Source organism: Rhizobium sp. RSm-3, from assembly GCF_001854685.1.
In the GTDB taxonomy this organism is placed as follows: Bacteria; Pseudomonadota; Alphaproteobacteria; order Rhizobiales; family Rhizobiaceae; genus Rhizobium; species Rhizobium ecuadorense.
In genome coordinates, this window is the sequence record NZ_MAWZ01000002.1 from 161,342 (window position 1) to 178,797 (window position 17,456).

The window sequence follows — 17,456 nt, forward strand, 5'->3', positions numbered from 1 at the left end:
ATTTTCATATGACATTTAACCCGGTGATGGAGCCGCCTGCGCCTGTTGAAGCGTTGAGCGACATCCTGATGCGCATCGTTTCCGAACTGCACGACGTCGCCTATCTCATCGAGCGCATCGAGCCGCAGCTTCTCGATCTCGGCGGCGCCGAAATCCTCAATTCGCCGGATGCCATGAAAGTCATGCAGGGCATCGATCTCGCCGTGCAGAAATCGCGCGGCCTTGCCGAGTTCATCGACACCATCACCGGCGAAATCCCGCACGGCTGGGCAGTCGACGTCGCGACCGCGCTCAGCCTCGTCAAGCTGGCGGAGATGCAGAAGGCGCTGGGCGGCGCCACACGCCACGGCCATTCCCAGCCCCTGAGCAAGGCGGCCGGCGACTTCGATTTCTTCTAGCTCTTTAGGGGCCGCGCCCCCTTCACGAAACGCTCGCGCAAGTTTCGCCGATTATTCGTCAGATGAGGCAATAAGCCTGCTTTGTCTTTGACGAATCGTGCGAGAACAGAATGAATCTGTTAAATCAATTAGTTCAGATCTTTAAGAACTTCGGTTCCCTTGGCCGAACACGCCTGATGATTCTTGGAGGCGTCGGTACCGTCTCCATCGCAATCGTCCTTGCGGCCGCCCTTTTCGTCAATAAGCCGGCACAGGAAACGCTCTATGTCGGTCTGGATTCGCCCGATCTCAACCAGATCAGCATGGCGCTTGCCGAAGCCAACATCAATTTCCAGGTCGGCACGGATGGTTCCAGCATCAGCGTTCCCGCGGGGATGACGGGCAAGGCCCGCCTGATGCTTGCCGAGCGCGGCTTGCCGAACAGCGCCAATGCCGGTTACGAACTCTTCGACAATGTCGGCTCGTTGGGCCTGACCTCCTTCATGCAGGAGGTGACGCGAGTGCGCGCGCTGGAAGGCGAAATCGCCCGCACCATCCAGTCGATCTCGGGCATAACAGCCGCGCGCGTCCATATCGTCATGCCGGAGGTCGGAAATTTCCGCAAGGCCGAGCAGAAGCCGACCGCCTCCGTCATGATTCGCGCCAGCGCCACCACCGGGCGGAGTGCTGCGACCTCGATCCGTCACCTCGTCGCCTCGGCCGTGCCGGGGCTTGATGTCGACGACGTGACGATCCTCGATTCCGCCGGTCAGCTGCTCGCGTCCGGCGACGAGGCCAGCAACAGCTCGCTGAACCGTTCGCTCAACATCGTCCAGAACGTCCAGCAGGAAGTCGAATCCAACGTCGACAAGGCGCTCGCACCCTTCCTCGGCATGGACAACTTCCGCTCCAGCGTCACCGCCGACCTGAATACCGACGCCCAGCAGATCCAGGAAACGACCTACGATCCCGAATCCAAGGTCGAACGCTCGGTCCGCTCGACCAAGGAAGCCCAGCAGTCCCAGCAAAAGCAGTCCGACAGCGCGACGACCGTCGAGCAGAACATTCCGCAGGCGGCCCCTGAGGCCGGCGGTTCGGCCGGTCCTGAATCACAGGACAAGTCCGACAAGCGCGAAGAGCAGACCAACTACGAAATCAACAGCCGGACGACGGCGACGACCCGCAACAGCTACAAGGTCGAGAAGCTTTCGATCGCCGTGGTGGTCAACAAGGGCCGCATTGCCAAGATGGTCGGCGAGCCTGCCGACCAGGCCAAGATCGATGCCTATCTTGCCGAAATGAAGACGATCGTCGCTTCGGCGGCCGGTATCGACGCCAAACGCGGCGACGTCGTCACCGTCACGGCGATGGACTTCCTCGAGAACCAGCTGCTCGAAGACGCGACCGGCGGTGTCCGCGTCATGGACATGCTGAGCCGCAACCTTGCCGGCATCATCAATTCGCTCGCCTTCGTCGCGGTCGCCTTCGTGGTGGTCTGGATGGGCCTGCGGCCTCTGGTGCGCAGCGTCAGTGGCAATGGCAGCTCTTCGGTTCTCGGCGACGCCACGCCGGAGGCGGCCGGCCTCGAGCTTCCGGACTTCGCGCCTTCCGCAGGTGCGCCTGGAGGAGCCCTCATGGACGGCTTCGGGTCCGATTTCGGCTTCGACAGCACCGAAGATCTGCTCAGCCTTGGCGACGACGACGGGAACTTCAACCGCCGCGTCAAGGAAGGGCCGGAACGCAAGCTCTCTCGCATGGTCGAGATCAACGAGGAACGCGCCGCGAAAATCCTCCGGAAATGGGCGATCGACGAAGCAGCGTAAGAAAAAAGGCCGGGCAACCGGCCTTTTTCATATCGGTACCCAGCGTCATTTCCTCCAACGGGAAAGTTGCAAGCTCTCAGACTCGCGTAAAACGCGAATGACGTTGCGATACAGCCAGAATCACCGTAGCCTTCCCAATAGCTTGAGGGCTGGAAATGATCATCGAATCAGTGCATGGGCGGCAGCGTAAGTAAATCCCTAGAAGTCGGAGATGGTGATTTGCATCGGCTGGCTTACCCTTGGGTGATTCGAAATGGGATTCGAGCGGGACTTGAATTGAATCCCTTGCAGAAAAATTGCTGTTGCATCGAGTTTGATCGTTTCTCAGCCGCAGGACATTGCCAATGGATATGGATGTAATTCAGGCGAGCAAAGGCGAGAGGCAAATGTCGAATTTCGCAAGCGCGGTAGTGCCGGATCTGTTGCCGCGGGATCAGCTGCTCCAGCGCCTGCACGGCGTCGCCAACACTGGCAGGTTGCAGTCCGGTCTGCGCGCGCTGACGGAGTATGTCGGCGCTTCGCACTATCTACTGGCGCGCTGCGATCTCATCCAGGAAAGCGGCCTCGATTTCATTGTTTCGTCGGATTGGCCTTTTGACCTGGTCAGGGATATCGCCAATGATCTGGTTCGCGGCTATGCCCGTTCGACGGAGCTGGAAAAATGCATGCAGGTCTTCCAGCCGAATTTTGCTCTTATGCCTGACAATGCGGACGTGCCGGACGGCGCCAGCCGCCAATATTGTTCTGTGACCTTCAATGTCGGCCGGTCGCGGCTGGCGCTGATGTTCCTGTTCGGCGAGGGGTTCATCCTATCGCCGGAGCGCCTGCGGGATGTGGGCCTGCTTGCAGGGTATGTCGCGAGTTTCCTGCGCTGCGGCGGGACGAGAGTCGATCGCGATTTCGAGTTGACCGACCGCGAGCTGGAATGCCTGTTCTGGATCGCCGAGGGCAAGACCAGCGACGAGATCGCGATGATCCTCGGCATCTCCCGCAACACCATCAACAACTACATCACCAGCGTGATGCGCAAGACGGCGACCAAGACCCGGTCCGAGGCCATTGCCTTCGCCGTCCGCAACAATCTGGTATAGGGGGATCCATGGCGCATCCATCAGCCAGGACGATGAGCAGTGCCGAGCAGCTGCGCATGGTGCGTGTGAACAGGATTTCCAGCCGATCCGATCTCTTTCCGCGGCTGATTGCGATGCAGAAACTCGCCGATGCTCAAGGCTTCGCGATCTTCCGTGTCAGCGGCGCAGGTCTTCCGGCAAAGCAGCGCCTTGTCTGCGAACTCGAGAACTGGGGGTCTTCCAGTGCCGGTTTCGGCAAGGCCTTCACCGATGCCTACGGCGACATCCTTCTCGATTATATCGACAAGTCGTTGCTGCCGCTTTCCTGGGCCGGCGGTTACGACCGTGCCGCACCTGGTCCTGCCGACTTCGCGCCGTTCATGACGCGTCTGCAGGACGGTATCGTGCCCTTTTCCGGCCTTGCCTTTCCGGTGCGGCTCGGCGCCGTCGGCAATGGTTTTATCGTTTTCACCGGCGATGAGATCGATCCCTCGAGCGATACCATCGTTGAACTGCACGGTCGCTGCTGCCATATCATGATGGATCTGCTCTCGCTCGACGAACGCCGCACGGCGGCCGCCGAAGCCCTCAGCGAACGCGAGATCGCCTGTCTCCAGCTTGCCGGCGACGGCCGCATCAGTGAAGAGATTGCCGACAAGCTCGGCCTGTCCGTGCACACCGTAAACGCCTATCTCGGCTCGGCGACCATCAAGCTCAATTCCGTCAACCGCATCCAGGCGATCGCCAAGGCGATCCGGCTCGGCTATATCAGCTGAGCTTGCTCTGCGATTTCAGCTGAGCCCGCTCAGCTCAGCTGAAGCGGATGAAAGCTCTCATGTCTTGAGAGTCAGCCCGCTAGCGCCTGGGGCGACTGGTTGACGTTGTAACGCGATTCCCGAAGGCTCTTTTCCAGGAAGCGGGTGTTCTCATCGGGATCGGCCGAGGGATCTTGGAACGCCATATGATTGATCTCGATGCCGGCGTGATCCTCGGCAAGCGTCAGCTGCGCATAAACGGTGACGCCGCGCGGCTTGATTTCCAGATCGAGAACGACTTCGGGCTTGCCGCCCCACTCCAGCGTATAGTTGCCGCCCAGGCCGAAATTCACTGTGCCCGGATGAAAGAATAGCTCTGCCGCCGACGCGACGAGATCGGAAAGATTGCCGTAATACTCGAAGCGCAGCAGCGAAATAAGGTCAGAAGCATCCAGAAGGCGCAGTTCCGTGGCGACCGGGCTGATCGCAACTGCAAGGATTTTTTCACGCTGGGTAGAGTGGGGGCATTTTTTCATTCGGCTTATCTTACCCGTTTGTTCTTGGCGTCTGCGGCGTAGACCCGGTGGATCAGCTCCGCAACGGCCTTATAGAAGACTGACGGTATGACACTATCGATCGAGACTTGCGCAAACATGGAGCGTGCAAGCGGCGGGTCCTCGAACACCGGGATGCCGTTTTTCTCGGCAATCTCCCTGATTTTGAGCGCAATGAGGTCCTGGCCCTTGGCCAGCACTACCGGCGCGTCGTTTTCTTCGCGCGCATAGCGCAGCGCCACCGCATAGTGCGTCGGGTTGGCGATGACGAGCGTCGCCCGGTGCACGTTGGCGATCATCCGCCGGCGCGCGCGGTCGCGCATCAGCGAGCGCTGCCGGCCCTTGACGAAGGGGTCGCCCTGCGCCTGCTTGTTTTCTTCCTTGATCTCGTGCCGGGTCATCTTCAGCTCGGTGAACCAGTGATGGCGCGTCCAGAAGACATCGGCGATCGCCACGATCGCGGTGGCGATCAGCACGACGATGATGATCTTGCGCATCGCCGTCGAGATCCGCACCAGGATCGTCTGCGGGTCGGAGAACATCGCGTCGATCGAGCTGAAATATTCGCTCCTCAGCACGAAAAACAGGATGACCCCGACGACGACGACCTTGAACAGCGATTTTCCGAACTCGACGAGGCCCGGCAGGCTGAACAGCCGTCCCCAGCCTTTGGCGGGAGAGATGCGCGAGGCCTGCGGCCGGATGCGCTCGAGCACCGGCGTCGGCAAGTTCTGAAAAACGGAGGAGGCGATGCCGAACACCATGAACAGGATGAAGGCCGGCGCCAGCAGCGCCGCAGTGGCCCAGCCGAGCTTGACGAACAGCGAAAGGACGTCGGGCCCCGTCTCGATCTTCCACTGGTCGGGCTGCTCGAAGATGTCGCGCAGGGTTTCAGTCATGCGCCCGACGCTGTCGGGGAGGAAGAACACCAGATAGATATAGGTGGCAAGGATGGTCGCGAAGATCGACAGCTCGCGCGAAAACGGCACGTTGCCCTTCTCAGCCGCGTCGGATTGCTTTTTCGCGGTCGGGGCTTCTGTTTTGCTGTCCTTGTCATCGTCTGCCAAGACGCGGCCCTCCGTCAAAGATATAGGCCGCAGCTAATGCATGTCGCCCAAAAATGTGCAGCGGTTTTGGGATGACGACATGCATCAACACAAGAGCTAAAGCGCGTCGCCGGAACCGAGGTTCTCCGCGACGCGCTTTAAAGCGCAGCCAATCATTTGAAGGGTAGTCGCCTGCGACACGGCGATCAACGGCCGCTTTGCCGCGCGCCGGATTTGTCAACAGTCTCGGAGGATTAGGCGGCTGCCGAAGCGTCGCCTTCCTTCTCCTTGAGCTCGATCTGGCCTGAATTGGCCAGGCGAATCGCTTCCTGCGCCACGGCGCGCCGGGCAATTGCAATCTCGCGCGGATTGACGCCGCCCATGCCGCTCTGCAGATCCGATTCGATCATGCGGCGCTGGCGCGGGCTGATGGCGGAGAGAACCGATTCGCGGATCTCGGGCGGCGAACCGCGCAGCGCGACGGTGAGCACATCCGTCGAGATGTCGTTGAGCAGCATGACGCGGCTGCGCTGCGGCATGTACATGAGATCCTCGAACAGGAAAATCTTCGGGCGGACCTTGTTGACGGATTCGCGGCTGATCGATTCGAGCGAGGTGAGCAGGGTGTCGACCTGCGGCTTGTCGAGTTCGTTCATGAGATCGGCAACCTTCGTCGAGCCGGCGGCATTGCGCTCTGCCTCGACCTCGGCAAGCAGCGTCATCACCTGGTTCTCGATGATCTGCGCAGCCTTCGGGCTGACGGTCTTCATGTTGACGGTTCGGTTCATGATGTCGGCGCGGCGGTTGTCGGGGAGCTGCAGCAGCACCTTGGCGCCGAAGTTGGAAGGCATCATCGAAAGAATATAGGCAACGGTCTGCGGATGTTCGCGCAGCAGGAACTGGGCGACGAATGTCGGCTCCGCCTCGCTGAGACGATCCCAGATCGAGGTTTCATAGGCCTGGAACGCCGTGCGGCGGCCGAGCAGGCTGTCGACCTCGTCGGGCGTCAGGCCCTCTTCCAGAATGGCTTCGATCGCCTTGGCATTGTCCATCAGTCCGGCGCCCTCGGTGAAGAGGTCTTCGAATTCGCCGACGAGCATCAGGAGTTCGTCCGGCGGAATGGCGCGCAGCGACTGGGCGGATGCGATAATGGTCTGCAGTTCGGCCTGGGTGAAATATTTCAACAGCCGGCCGGCGACGCCCTTTCCCATGGCGAGAAGAACAGCCGCCGCCTTTTCAGCCTGGGTCAACGGTTTCCCGGCTAGCGCGCCGCCGAAATCGTCAAAGTCCATCATGGTCTAACCTCTCCGTCCCACACAGGGATCAGGCTTTTTTCGTACTCAAAACTTCTATCAGTTTCACACCGAATCGGGTGTCGTCGTTATCAAGCACCGTAATCTCGCCGCGGGCAATCCTGCGGCCGTTCACCATGATCTCGACCGGCTCGCCGATTTTCTTGTCAAGGGCGATCGTCGCCCCTTCATTGAGGTTCATCAGGCCCGAGACCTGCATGCGGCTGGTGCCGAGCATGATCTGGACATCGATCGGGATGTCCATGATCAGTTCGAAATTGGAATTCAAGGCGCTGCCGAGCGGAGCCGGCGACGCCTCGAAGGAGGGGCTGCTGCCGAAATCCATGCCGGCGGCCGAGCCGGCATTGCCGGCACCGAAATCGCCGCCGAAATCGTCGCCGCCGAACGGGCTGTCCGAAATCTCGCCGCCGAAAGCCGCCAGATCGGTTCCGGCTGCGAAGGCGTCGTTCTGCAGGTCGTCGCCAAACTGCGGCAGGTCGCCATCGGCATCCTGCTTCAGCACGCCGCGCAGATCGTCGATCGCCTGGTCGAGATCCGCTTCGCTGCCCGGCATATCCAGGGAGAGGTCGCTGTTCTGCTGTGTTTTCTTCGTAGCCATGAAATCACTATTCCAGTTGAAACTTGCCTCAAACTGCCTTTGCAGCCCAAAAGCCAGAGAACCGATTAATTCATTAAATGACGGATGAGTTCGTCATCCGAGTTCATCGTGTCCTTGACGCGGACCATGTAGTTTTCGCCTGAACGCCCGAACTCGCACACATACAGTTCCTTGCTGTTGGCGCTGACCTCGACGCGCACGTCGCCATGGTCACGGAACGGGATGACGTCGCCGACCATCAGCTTCGAGATCGTGCGCAATGTCAGGTCCTGCAGCCTGATCTTGGCCTCGAGCGTGACATGCGAACGGCGAACCTGGTCGCCGAGCTGTTCGGTCCATTCCGCCGAGCTGCCGCCCGACTGGCGCTTCGGCTTCGGCGGCGTCACCTTGGTCTTGAGCAGCGCCGTCTGCGGAACCATCAACGAAAATTCGGAAGTGATGCCGGCAAGGGTGATCGACATGTTGATGGCGGCGGCGAATTCGTCCGGGCGGTCCTCCGGCGGCCGGGCGCGCATCTCAAGGGCGTGCGGCACCGAAAGGCTCGGTTCGAAACCGCCGGGCGCGTTGACGGCCGAGCGCAGCACCTTGGCGATCTTGTCGAAAACCATCACCGCCAGGTCCATTTCGATGATCGACAGCAGCCGGTCGGCCGGCTCCTCGATCGTATCGGCGGTGGCGCCGAGCAGGTGCTCCATCAGCGTGATGACGAAACCGTTGCCGCAGGCAAGCGTGACGTTCTGCGACCAGTTGCGCAGCGTCACGTCGGCGAGCGTGACGTTCGAGTTCAGGTCGTCGATCAGATGGTTCTTATAGCCGATCTCGCAGCCGAGATAGTTGACCGTGACGTCGAGGCCGGTCTCGCTCTTGATGACGTCGGGAAAGAATTCGCTGTAAATTTCCCCGAAGGAGCTGCAGATCTTGGCGACCCTGCCTCTGTCGCCAAGCCCGCCGGTCAGCTTGGCGAGAAGGGCAGGATCCATTGCCGGTTTGTCGTGCGAAGCATTGCTCATGGTCATTTAAGCCGCCTTGTTCTCGCCGCCTGGGTTCATCATTTCCTGTTCGACCGCATCGATGGACGGGCGCTCGTAAGCCGAGATCGTCTTGCGGCCGTATTCGAGAGCGACCTGCGGCACCGAGCCGTTCATGTAGGCAAGCAGCGTCTGCTTGACGATGACGTAGAGGCGATGCTGCTTGTTGCGGACGATCTTGATCTGGGAGACCAGCGGCGAGCAGACGCAGTAGGACAGGAGAATGCCGAGGAAGGTGCCGACCAGCGCCGAGCCGATCAGATGACCGAGCACTTCCGGCGAATCGTTGATGTGGGCCATCGCCTTGATGACGCCGAGAACCGCCGCGACGATACCGATCGCCGGGAAGGAATCGCCCATGATCTGGATCGCGTGATAGGGCTTCATCTTGTCGTGCATGATGGTGTTGAGCTCTTCGTCCATCAGCGCTTCGATCTCGTGGCTGCGGGCATTGCCGATGATGATCAGGCGCACGTAGTCGCAGATGAACGCCGTCAGTTCCTTGTTCTTCAGAACGGTCGGGGCCTGTTGGAAGATCGTCGATTCTGCCGGATTGTCGATATGGGCTTCGATTTCGTTTCGCGACTTGGTGCGCAGGTCGCGCATCAAGGAATAGAGCACGCCGAGCGTATCGAGATAATTGCGTTCCTTCGGCACGGCGTGCTTGAAGGCTTCGCCGAGCGCCTTGCCGGAATCCTTCACCACCTTCATCGGGTTCGCCATGATGAAGCTGCCGAGACCGGCGCCGCCGATGATCACGAATTCGAAGGGCTGGAACAGCGCGTCCACGTGGCCGCCCATTGCCATGAAGCTGCCGATGACACAGCCGCAAGTCACTATAAATCCGATAATGATATTCATCGTCAGCCCAATCTGAACGTTACTTTTCTCTAAGACGGTTAGGGTTTCTGCCTTGCGTGAGGCTGATGAACGGGCCGCGCGCAAGGCATTTCCGCGTGCCAGCTTCGCGCAAGCATCTGCCGTCAGTCTAAAGGAGACGAATGGGTGCCCGCACCCGTTTCTGAGATGCCGCCTCAGCGAAATCCCGGCCGAACCCTATAGACGACGCCCGGCTTTTCGTTCCGTTCATCGCCAATGCTTGGAGCCTACCGACATGCAATCCGGTCTTTATGTTTCTCTGTCGTCGCAGATGGCCCTCGAAAAGCGCCTGAACACCATTGCGGACAACATGGCGAACGTGAACACGACCGGTTTTCGCGCCACCGAGGTGAAGTTCGACGAGATGGTGGCGGCGACCAAGAACAAGCTGAACACCAAGGTCGCCTTCGTTTCCCAGGGCAACGACTATCTGAACGAGTCGAACGGCGAGCTGCAGCACACCGGCAACATGCTTGATTTCGCCATCAAGGGCGATGCCTGGTTCTCGCTCGATACGCCGGCCGGCCGCGTGCTGACGAGGGACGGCCGCTTCACGCTCAAGGATACCGGCGAGCTGGTCTCGATCCGCGGATATCCCGTTCTCGACGCCGGCGGCGCGCCGATCCAGCTCAATTCCAAAGGCGGCGAGCCGGCCGTCGGCACCGACGGCATCATCTATCAGGGCGACCGCCAGGTCGCTTCGCTCGGCCTGTTCGAGGCCGATATCAGCAAAGGTTATCTGCGCTACGAGAACAGCGGCATCATGACCACCGACCAGCCGCGCGCCGTCGTCGATCGCTTCAATGTCGGTGTCGAGCAAGGCTATCTCGAAAACTCCAACGTCAACGCCATGCGCGAGATCACCCAGCTGATCGAAGTCAACCGCGCTTTCGAAAGCGTCTCGTCGCTGATGCGCGATAGCGAGGATTCCTTCAAGGAAGCCGTTCAGACGCTTGGGGGCAGCCGCTAATGCATGTCGCCCAAAAGTGTGCAGCGGTTTTGGGAGGACGACATGCATAAAAACAAAGACCGGAAATGCGTCGCATTTTCGGGTGGGATTGAAGCATGAGCACGACGCTACTGTCCGAGGACGGCCTTTCTCCGAAGCTGGCGCATCTGGCAGGTCTCGTCGATCGATACGCATCGCCGGAGTTCTCGGTTGCCCATGGCGGCCGCGTGCAGACCATCGCCGCCGGCCACTACACCGTTCGCGGTCTCTCCCGCCATGTTCGCCTGGGCGAGTTCGTCGCCCATAAGTCGGCGACCGGCATCCATCTCGGCGAGGTCGTTCGCGTCGAGCCTGATCTGATCTATGTCTGCCCGATCGAGCCGGGCGAGCCGATCGGCATCCACGATACGGTCATCCGCAAGGGCGCCTTCCGCATCTCACCGTCGGACAGCTGGTGCGGGCGCACCGTCAATTCGCTCTGCGAGCCGATCGACAGGCTTGGGCCGATCGCCGAGGGCCTCGACCGCCGCTCGATCTCCAATACCGCTCCGCCCTCGATGACCCGCAAGCGCGTCGAGGCCGGCTTCAAGACCGGCGTGCGCGCCATCGATATCTTCTCGCCGCTCTGCCTCGGGCAGCGCCTCGGCATCTTCGCCGGCTCCGGCGTCGGCAAATCGACACTTCTGTCCATGCTCGCCCGCGCCGATGCCTTCGACAAGGTCGTCATTGCGCTTGTCGGCGAACGCGGCCGCGAGGTGCGCGAATTCATCGAGGATACGCTCGGCAGCAATATGAAGAAGGCGATCGCCGTCGTCGCCACCAGCGACGAGAGCCCAATGCTGCGCAAGATGGCGCCGCTGACGGCGGTCACCATCGCCGAGCATTTCCGCGACAAGGGCGAGAACGTCCTGTTCATCGTCGACAGCGTCACGCGTTTCGCCCATGCGATCCGCGAGGTGGCGACCGCCTCCGGCGAGCCGCCGATCGCCCGCGGCTACCCGGCTTCCGTCTTCACCGAGCTGCCGCGCCTGTTGGAGCGCGCCGGTCCCGGCCCCGAGGGCGCCGGCACCATCACGGCGATCATCTCGATCCTCGTCGATGGCGACAATCACAACGACCCGATCGCCGATTCGACGCGCGGCATCCTCGACGGCCATATCGTCCTGCAGCGCAGCCTCGCCGAAGAAGGGCGCTATCCGCCGATCGATCCGCTCGCCTCGATCTCGCGTCTTGCCCGCAAGGCCTGGACGCCGGATCAGGAAAAGCTGGTGTCGCGGCTGAAGGTGCTGATCCACCGTTTCGAGGAAACGCGCGACCTGCGCCTGATCGGCGGTTACCGCCAGGGCGCCGATCCCGATCTCGATATGGCGGTCAAGCAGGTGCCGATCATTTACGACGTCCTGAAACAGTCACCGGGCGATCGCGACTCGCCCGATGCCTTTGCCGATCTCGCCGGCGCCCTCAAGGCTGCAGCCGGTATCGGCAATCAGGGCGGAGCCATCCAGAGGAGATAGACGTGGCTGAATTCGACGATGAACGCATCGCTTCCCCGAAGCAGCGCAGGAAGGCCGCCGGCCTGGATCGGTTTCTGACTTTTGCCGGCCTGGCGCTGGCCGGCGCCTCCGCCTTCTTTCCCTGGTACGTGTTCTTCAACGAAGACAAATTCGGCATCAACGTCGCCGCCAGCGACAATTCGCGCGAACTGCCGGATTGGCCGGCCCGCAACGTCTTCAGCGTCTCGCCGCTTGCCATGGTCAACAAGAACGAGCCGGACAAGAAGGCGCCGCCGATCGATCCGCTGACGACGGCGACGGTCTCCGATCTCGGCAAAGAGCGCGAGGGCCGCCCCATCCTGGAGGATCAGCCCTTCCCCGGCAAGTCGTCCTTCCGGCTGCTGCACGTTTCCAACGGCCGGGCGCTGATCGAGGATACCTCCGGCATGTATGTGGTGCGCGTCGGCTCGATCCTGCCGGATCAGAGCCGTCTTGCGACAATCGAACAGCGCGAGGGCAAGTGGATGATCGTCACCTCCAAGGGTGAAACCTACCAGAGCAACTGAACCTGCCGGCCGACGCCGAAGGCAACAGGGGCTCCGCCGAAAGCCGGCCGGGGCCCCGGTTTTTTTGCGCGGAGCGCCCCCCGAAAGGCGGCTTGAAACCTGATTTTCCGTAAGTCCCACGCAAGATTACCGCACTAGGTTCGGGACAGTAAAAACGGAGAGTCTCATGCAACCGATCCAACTTTTCGACTTGGCTTCGCGACAGGCGGAATGGCTGACGATCCGTCAGCAGGTTGTTGCCGGCAACATCGCGAATGCCAATACCCCGAAGTTCCGCGCCAAGGACGTCACGCCCTTCGACGCCGTGCTCGACAAATCCGACATCACCATGGCGCGCACCAATCCGGCCCATCTCAGCGGTAATGATTTCAGCGCCAGCGGCGATATCGACGTCAAGGATGCTGCACTCGACCAGGAAATCGGCGTCCAGGAATCCGGCAACACGGTCGGCCTTGCCGAGGAGCTCTCCAAGTCTGGCGATATCAAGCGCCAATACGATCTGAACACCTCGCTGGTCAGTTCCTTCAACCGCATGATGCTGATGACCGTCAGGAAGTAAAAGCCATGGATCCGCTTTCTGCAGCAATGAAAATCGCCGGTTCCGGGCTCGAGGCGCAGTCGACGCGCCTGCGCATCGTTTCGGAAAACATCGCCAACGCCCGCTCGACCGGCGATACACCGGGTGCCGACCCCTACCGCCGCAAGACGATTACCTTCGGCCAGCAGATGGATCGCGCCAGCGGCGTCGAGACGGTCGATGTCAAGAAGGTCGGCGTCGACGAAGGCGACTTCAGCACCGAATTCGACCCGAGCAATCCGGCTGCGGACCAGAAGGGCGTCGTCAAGCTGCCGAACGTCAACATTCTGGTCGAGATGGCCGACATGCGCGAAGCCAACCGCTCGTATGACGCCAATCTGCAGACCATCAAGCAGACCCGCGATCTCATCTCCTCCACGATCGATCTCCTGAAGAGCCAATAATAATGATCAGCAGCGTCCAGAATGTCAGCAATCTTTCGATGACCCGCGCGCTCGGCGCCGTCGACACCGAAAATTCCGCCTCGTCGTCTGCCGCCACCCTGCCGGGCACCGCGGGCGCGGCCAACGGCATGAGCTTCGCCTCCGTCATGGGCAACATGGCAAACGACGCGGTCACCAGCCTGAAGGGTGCGGAAAGCATGTCCTTCGCCGGGATCAAGGGCACGGCGACGACGCGTGAAGTCGTCGATTCCATGCTCCAGGCCGAGCAGACGCTGCAGACGGCGATTGCTATCCGCGACAAGGTCGTCTCGGCCTTTCTCGAAGTCACCAAGATGCAGATGTAACTGATTTGAGGACGAACACATGAGAGCGCTCGCCATTGCAGCAACGGGCATGGATGCCCAGCAGACCAATCTGGAAGTCATCGCGAACAACATCGCCAACATCAATACGACGGGTTTCAAGCGCGCGCGCGCCGAATTCTCCGATCTTCTCTACCAGACCGAACGCGCCAAGGGTGTCGCCAACCGCGCCAACCAGGCCGTCGTTCCCGAAGGCGCCAATATCGGCCTCGGCGTCCAGACCTCGGCGGTCCGCAACTTGCATCTGCAGGGCGAACTGACCCAGACCGGCAACGATCTCGACGTGGCGCTGATCGGCAAGGGCTTCTTCCAGATCCAGTCGACCGACGGGACGACGCTTTACAGCCGCGCCGGCGCCTTCAACAAAAACGACCAGGGCCAGCTCGTCACCATCGACGGTTACGAGGTCATGCCCGGCATCACCATTCCGACGGGCTCGACCGAGCTGACGATCAGCCGCTCGGGCCAGGTTTCGGCCAAGTTGCCAGGGGCGACGGACGCGACTGTTCTCGGCCAACTGACACTTGCCGATTTCGTCAACGAGGCCGGCCTCCAGCCGATCGGCGACAATCTCTTCCAGGAAACGGCAGCCTCCGGCGAAGCCGTCGTCGGCAATCCCGATGAGGAAGGTTTCGCCTACATGAAGCAGGGTTATCTGGAAGCCTCGAACGTCGACCCGGTGAAGGAAATCACCGAACTGATCTCGGCCCAGCGTGCTTACGAAATGAATTCCAAGGTGATCACCACGGCTGACGAAATGGCCTCCATCGTCAGCAAGAACCTGAAGTAAGGGGAAGGGCCGAAACATGATGTTTTGCCGGGCAGGATACATCTCAGGATGGGTGGCGGCGGCCACGATCGCAGTCGCGGGCGTTTTCTCGCCCACGGACGTGGATGCCGGCATGGGTTATGCCGTCGTCCCGACGACGATCATCTACCCCGGCGACACATTGTCGGCCAGCCAGCTTCAGGAGGTCGAGGTCACCAACCCCAACCTCGCCGGCGATTTCGCCAAATCCATTTCCCAGGTCGAAGGCCTGGTCTCCAAGCGCACCCTGCTGCCGGGTCGCACGATTTCGGTTTCAGGTCTGCGTGAGCCCTATACGGTGACACGCGGATCTTCGATCCGCCTCGTCTTCTCGCTCGGTGCGATGACCATTTCAGCCGCCGGCTCGCCGCTCGAAGACGGCTCCACCGGGCAGCTGATCCGCGCGCGCAATATGGATTCCGGCGTCATCGTCAGCGGCACGGTGCTTGCGGACGGCACGGTCCATGTGAGGGCAAAATGAAATTGTTCTTCCGGTTCTTGACCCTTTTCGCGGTCCTCGCCATGAGCCTGGCCGACGTCGCGCCCGCCTGGGCGCTGACCTCCCGCATCAAGGATATCGCCTCCCTTCAGGCCGGCCGCGACAACCAGCTGATCGGTTATGGCCTGATCGTCGGCCTGCAGGGAACCGGTGACGGCTTCCGCGCCTCGCCTTTCACCGAGCAGTCGATGCGGGCGATGCTGCAGAATCTCGGCATCTCGACGCAGGGCGGCCAGTCCAACGCCAAGAACACGGCGGCCGTGATGGTCACCGCCAACCTGCCGCCCTTTGCAAGCCCCGGCAGCCGCATCGACGTGACGGTGAGCTCGCTCGGCGACGCGACGTCGCTGCGCGGCGGCACGCTCGTCATGACCTCGCTTTCCGGCGCCGACGGCCAGATCTATGCCGTCGCGCAGGGCGCGGCCATCGTCACCGGCTTCCAGGCCCAGGGCCAGGCCGCAACCGTGACCGAAGGTGTGACCACCGCCGGCCGCGTGCCCGGCGGCGCGATCATCGAACGTGAGCTGCCGTCCCGTTTCAAGGACTCGGTCAATCTCGTCCTGCAACTGCGCAACCCCGACTTCTCGACGGCGATCCGCATCGCCGACATCGTCAACGGTTATGCCTCGGCACGCTTCGGCGGCCCGGTCGCCGAAGCCAAGGATTCGCAGGAAGTGGTGATCCAGAAGCCGCGCCAGGCCGATCTCACCCGGCTGATGGCCGACATCGAAAATCTCATCGTCGAAACCGATACGCCGGCCAAGGTTGTCATCAACGAGCGCACCGGAACGATCGTCATCGGCTCCGACGTCCGCGTCTCGCCGGTTGCCGTCAGCTACGGCACCCTGACGGTGCAGGTCACCGAGACGCCGCAGATCATCCAGCCCGAACCCTTCTCGCGCGGTCGGACCGCGGTCCAGCCGCAGACCGACATCGCGGCCGAGCAGACCGGCGGGCGCGTCGCCATCATCGACGGTCCCGACCTCAGGACCCTCGTCGCCGGCCTCAACAATATCGGCGTGAAACCGGATGGTATCATCGCCATTCTCCAGGGCATCAAGTCGGCGGGCGCCCTGCAGGCGGAGCTTGTGCTGCAATGATAAAGATCATCAAAGACATGACGGTCCTGCAATTGCTGCGCCGGCTGGCGCTGCCGGCAGCAAGCCTCGTCCTTCTGTCGATCCCTAGCGCCTTTGCACAAGAGCATGCGCCGGCGGGCGACATCACCTCTGAGGACGAGGTCAAGCAGTTCTGCACCAACATCGCCGACCCCGCCCGCGACCAGCGTTACCTGCTGCAGAAGCAGGAACTGGAAAAACTTCGCGCCGACATCGACGCCCGCATGGCGGAGATGGACAAGCGCAAGGCGGAATACCAGGACTGGCTGAAGCGGCGCGACGATTTCCTGAAGCAGGCGGAAGCCGGCCTCACCGAGATCTACAGGAAGATGAAGCCGGATGCGGCCGCCCAGCAGCTGCAGGATATGAAGATCGAGGTGGCCTCCGCCGTGATCATGCGGCTCGGGCCGCGTCAGTCGAGCCTCATCCTCAACGAGATGGACGCGAAGAAGGCCGCGGCCATCGCCAGCGTCATCGCCAGTGCGTCCGATCCCAATACGTCGAAGGATCCTTCATGAATATGCGTTTCCCGGCCGCGATCGCCGCCCTCGCACTCCTTGCAGGCTGCCAGACTCCGACGGCAGTCAGCGAGATCGGCCGCGCGCCCGCCATGAGCCCGATCGGCAGCGGCCTTGCCTATGGCCAGACGCCGCAGATGGCGCTTTATCCGAAGCAGCCGCGCGCCGTGGCGCAGGGTTATTCGCTGTGGAGCGATTCGCAGGCTGCACTCTTCAAGGATGCGCGCGCGCTCAACGTCGGCGACATCCTGACCGTCGACATTCAGATCAACGACAAGGGCTCTTTCGACAACGAGACCAACCGCAGCCGCAAGAATTCGAGCGGCATGAACTGGGACGTCAACGCCCAGATCTTCGGCTGGACGCCCGAGTCCAAGACCGACCTGACCTATGGCTCCGACACCAGCACCGACGGCAAGGGCAAGATTGAGCGCACCGACAAGTTGACCCTTCTGGTCGCCGCGGTCGTCACCGGCATTCTCGAAAACGGCAACCTCGTCATATCGGGCTCACAGGAAGTCCGGTTGAACCAGGAACTGCGCATCCTGAACGTCGCCGGTATCGTTCGTCCGCAGGACGTCAATGCCGAAAACCAGATCTCCTACGACAAGATCGCCGAAGCCCGCATCTCCTACGGTGGCCGCGGCCGCCTGATGGAAGTGCAGCAGCCTCCGCGCGGCCAGCAGGCCGTCGATCTTTTCTCGCCCCTTTGAGGCTGA

General features: G+C 61.4%; 21 protein-coding genes. 15 read left to right on the forward strand and 6 right to left on the reverse strand.

All coding sequences use genetic code 11. The features are described from left to right. The first annotated feature begins 8 nt into the window (after positions 1–8). The 4 genes from cheT (at position 9) to visR (ending at position 4,046) form a co-directional block, all read left to right on the forward strand. Positions 9–398, forward strand: a complete 390-nt coding sequence (cheT, locus tag BBJ66_RS03980) for a chemotaxis protein CheT (RefSeq protein WP_003584234.1) — start codon at positions 9–11, stop codon at positions 396–398. A 110-nt stretch (positions 399–508) separates the two neighbouring features. After that, entirely contained in the window at positions 509–2,200 is a 1,692-nt protein-coding gene (gene fliF / locus BBJ66_RS03985) for a flagellar basal-body MS-ring/collar protein FliF (protein ID WP_071085176.1), read from the forward strand. Positions 2,201–2,544: 344 nt separating this feature from the next. Further along, a complete protein-coding gene (gene visN / locus BBJ66_RS03990; RefSeq protein ID WP_049733102.1) occupies positions 2,545–3,291 on the forward strand; it encodes a transcriptional regulator VisN in 747 nt (248 codons plus the stop codon). 8 nt (positions 3,292–3,299) lie between these two features. Next, positions 3,300–4,046, forward strand: a complete 747-nt coding sequence (visR, locus tag BBJ66_RS03995; protein WP_071085178.1) for a transcriptional regulator VisR — start codon at positions 3,300–3,302, stop codon at positions 4,044–4,046. 71 nt (positions 4,047–4,117) lie between these two features. Here the strand turns inward: visR and BBJ66_RS04000 are convergent, their stop codons facing one another. From BBJ66_RS04000 to motA, 6 genes are all read right to left on the reverse strand, one after another. Further along, a complete protein-coding gene (locus tag BBJ66_RS04000; protein ID WP_071085180.1) occupies positions 4,118–4,561 on the reverse strand; it encodes a hypothetical protein in 444 nt (147 codons plus the stop codon). Positions 4,562–4,566: 5 nt separating this feature from the next. Further along, entirely contained in the window at positions 4,567–5,646 is a 1,080-nt protein-coding gene (gene flhB, locus BBJ66_RS04005; RefSeq protein WP_049733099.1) for a flagellar biosynthesis protein FlhB, read from the reverse strand. Positions 5,647–5,879: 233 nt separating this feature from the next. Then, positions 5,880–6,920, reverse strand: coding sequence for a flagellar motor switch protein FliG (fliG, locus tag BBJ66_RS04010; protein WP_049733098.1), 1,041 nt, complete (start codon positions 6,918–6,920; stop codon positions 5,880–5,882). Between the two features lie 28 nt (positions 6,921–6,948). Further along, positions 6,949–7,536, reverse strand: a complete 588-nt coding sequence (gene fliN, locus BBJ66_RS04015; RefSeq protein WP_049733097.1) for a flagellar motor switch protein FliN — start codon at positions 7,534–7,536, stop codon at positions 6,949–6,951. 65 nt (positions 7,537–7,601) lie between these two features. Further along, positions 7,602–8,552, reverse strand: coding sequence for a FliM/FliN family flagellar motor switch protein (locus tag BBJ66_RS04020; RefSeq protein WP_071085182.1), 951 nt, complete (start codon positions 8,550–8,552; stop codon positions 7,602–7,604). Then, positions 8,553–9,425 carry a flagellar motor stator protein MotA gene (motA, locus tag BBJ66_RS04025; protein WP_049733095.1) on the reverse strand — a complete coding sequence of 291 codons (873 nt, stop codon included), beginning with the start codon at positions 9,423–9,425 and terminating at the stop codon, positions 8,553–8,555. 253 nt (positions 9,426–9,678) lie between these two features. Here motA and flgF point away from each other — a divergent pair, with 253 nt between their 5' ends. The 11 genes from flgF to flgH all read left to right on the forward strand — a co-directional run bounded on the left by flgF (position 9,679) and on the right by flgH (position 17,450). Then, positions 9,679–10,413 (forward strand): flagellar basal-body rod protein FlgF, encoded by a 735-nt coding sequence (gene flgF / locus BBJ66_RS04030; RefSeq protein ID WP_049733094.1) that lies wholly within the window; start codon positions 9,679–9,681, stop codon positions 10,411–10,413. A gap of 95 nt (positions 10,414–10,508) precedes the next feature. Beyond that, positions 10,509–11,906, forward strand: a complete 1,398-nt coding sequence (gene fliI, locus BBJ66_RS04035) for a flagellar protein export ATPase FliI (protein ID WP_071085184.1) — start codon at positions 10,509–10,511, stop codon at positions 11,904–11,906. A gap of 2 nt (positions 11,907–11,908) precedes the next feature. After that, positions 11,909–12,451: a flagellar protein gene (locus BBJ66_RS04040; protein ID WP_071085186.1), complete on the forward strand. Its 543-nt coding sequence runs from the start codon at positions 11,909–11,911 to the stop codon at positions 12,449–12,451. Between the two features lie 166 nt (positions 12,452–12,617). After that, positions 12,618–13,010 carry a flagellar basal body rod protein FlgB gene (flgB, locus tag BBJ66_RS04045; RefSeq protein ID WP_049733091.1) on the forward strand — a complete coding sequence of 131 codons (393 nt, stop codon included), beginning with the start codon at positions 12,618–12,620 and terminating at the stop codon, positions 13,008–13,010. A 5-nt stretch (positions 13,011–13,015) separates the two neighbouring features. Continuing rightward, complete coding sequence (gene flgC / locus BBJ66_RS04050; RefSeq protein WP_007633309.1) at positions 13,016–13,432, forward strand: flagellar basal body rod protein FlgC; 417 nt, start codon at positions 13,016–13,018, stop codon at positions 13,430–13,432. Positions 13,433–13,434: 2 nt separating this feature from the next. Further along, positions 13,435–13,776: a flagellar hook-basal body complex protein FliE gene (locus BBJ66_RS04055; protein ID WP_049733090.1), complete on the forward strand. Its 342-nt coding sequence runs from the start codon at positions 13,435–13,437 to the stop codon at positions 13,774–13,776. Positions 13,777–13,795: 19 nt separating this feature from the next. After that, positions 13,796–14,584: a flagellar basal-body rod protein FlgG gene (gene flgG, locus BBJ66_RS04060; protein ID WP_049733089.1), complete on the forward strand. Its 789-nt coding sequence runs from the start codon at positions 13,796–13,798 to the stop codon at positions 14,582–14,584. A 16-nt stretch (positions 14,585–14,600) separates the two neighbouring features. After that, positions 14,601–15,083 carry a flagellar basal body P-ring formation chaperone FlgA gene (flgA, locus tag BBJ66_RS04065; RefSeq protein WP_049733088.1) on the forward strand — a complete coding sequence of 161 codons (483 nt, stop codon included), beginning with the start codon at positions 14,601–14,603 and terminating at the stop codon, positions 15,081–15,083. After that, positions 15,080–16,201 (forward strand): flagellar basal body P-ring protein FlgI, encoded by a 1,122-nt coding sequence (locus tag BBJ66_RS04070; RefSeq protein WP_071085194.1) that lies wholly within the window; start codon positions 15,080–15,082, stop codon positions 16,199–16,201. The genes flgA and BBJ66_RS04070 overlap by 4 nt, the downstream gene beginning before the upstream one ends. After that, a complete protein-coding gene (locus BBJ66_RS04075; RefSeq protein ID WP_049733086.1) occupies positions 16,198–16,737 on the forward strand; it encodes a MotE family protein in 540 nt (179 codons plus the stop codon). The genes BBJ66_RS04070 and BBJ66_RS04075 overlap by 4 nt, the downstream gene beginning before the upstream one ends. After that, entirely contained in the window at positions 16,734–17,450 is a 717-nt protein-coding gene (gene flgH, locus BBJ66_RS04080) for a flagellar basal body L-ring protein FlgH (RefSeq protein ID WP_049733085.1), read from the forward strand. Before BBJ66_RS04075 ends, flgH begins: the two co-directional genes overlap by 4 nt. The last annotated feature ends 6 nt before the right edge of the window (positions 17,451–17,456 follow it).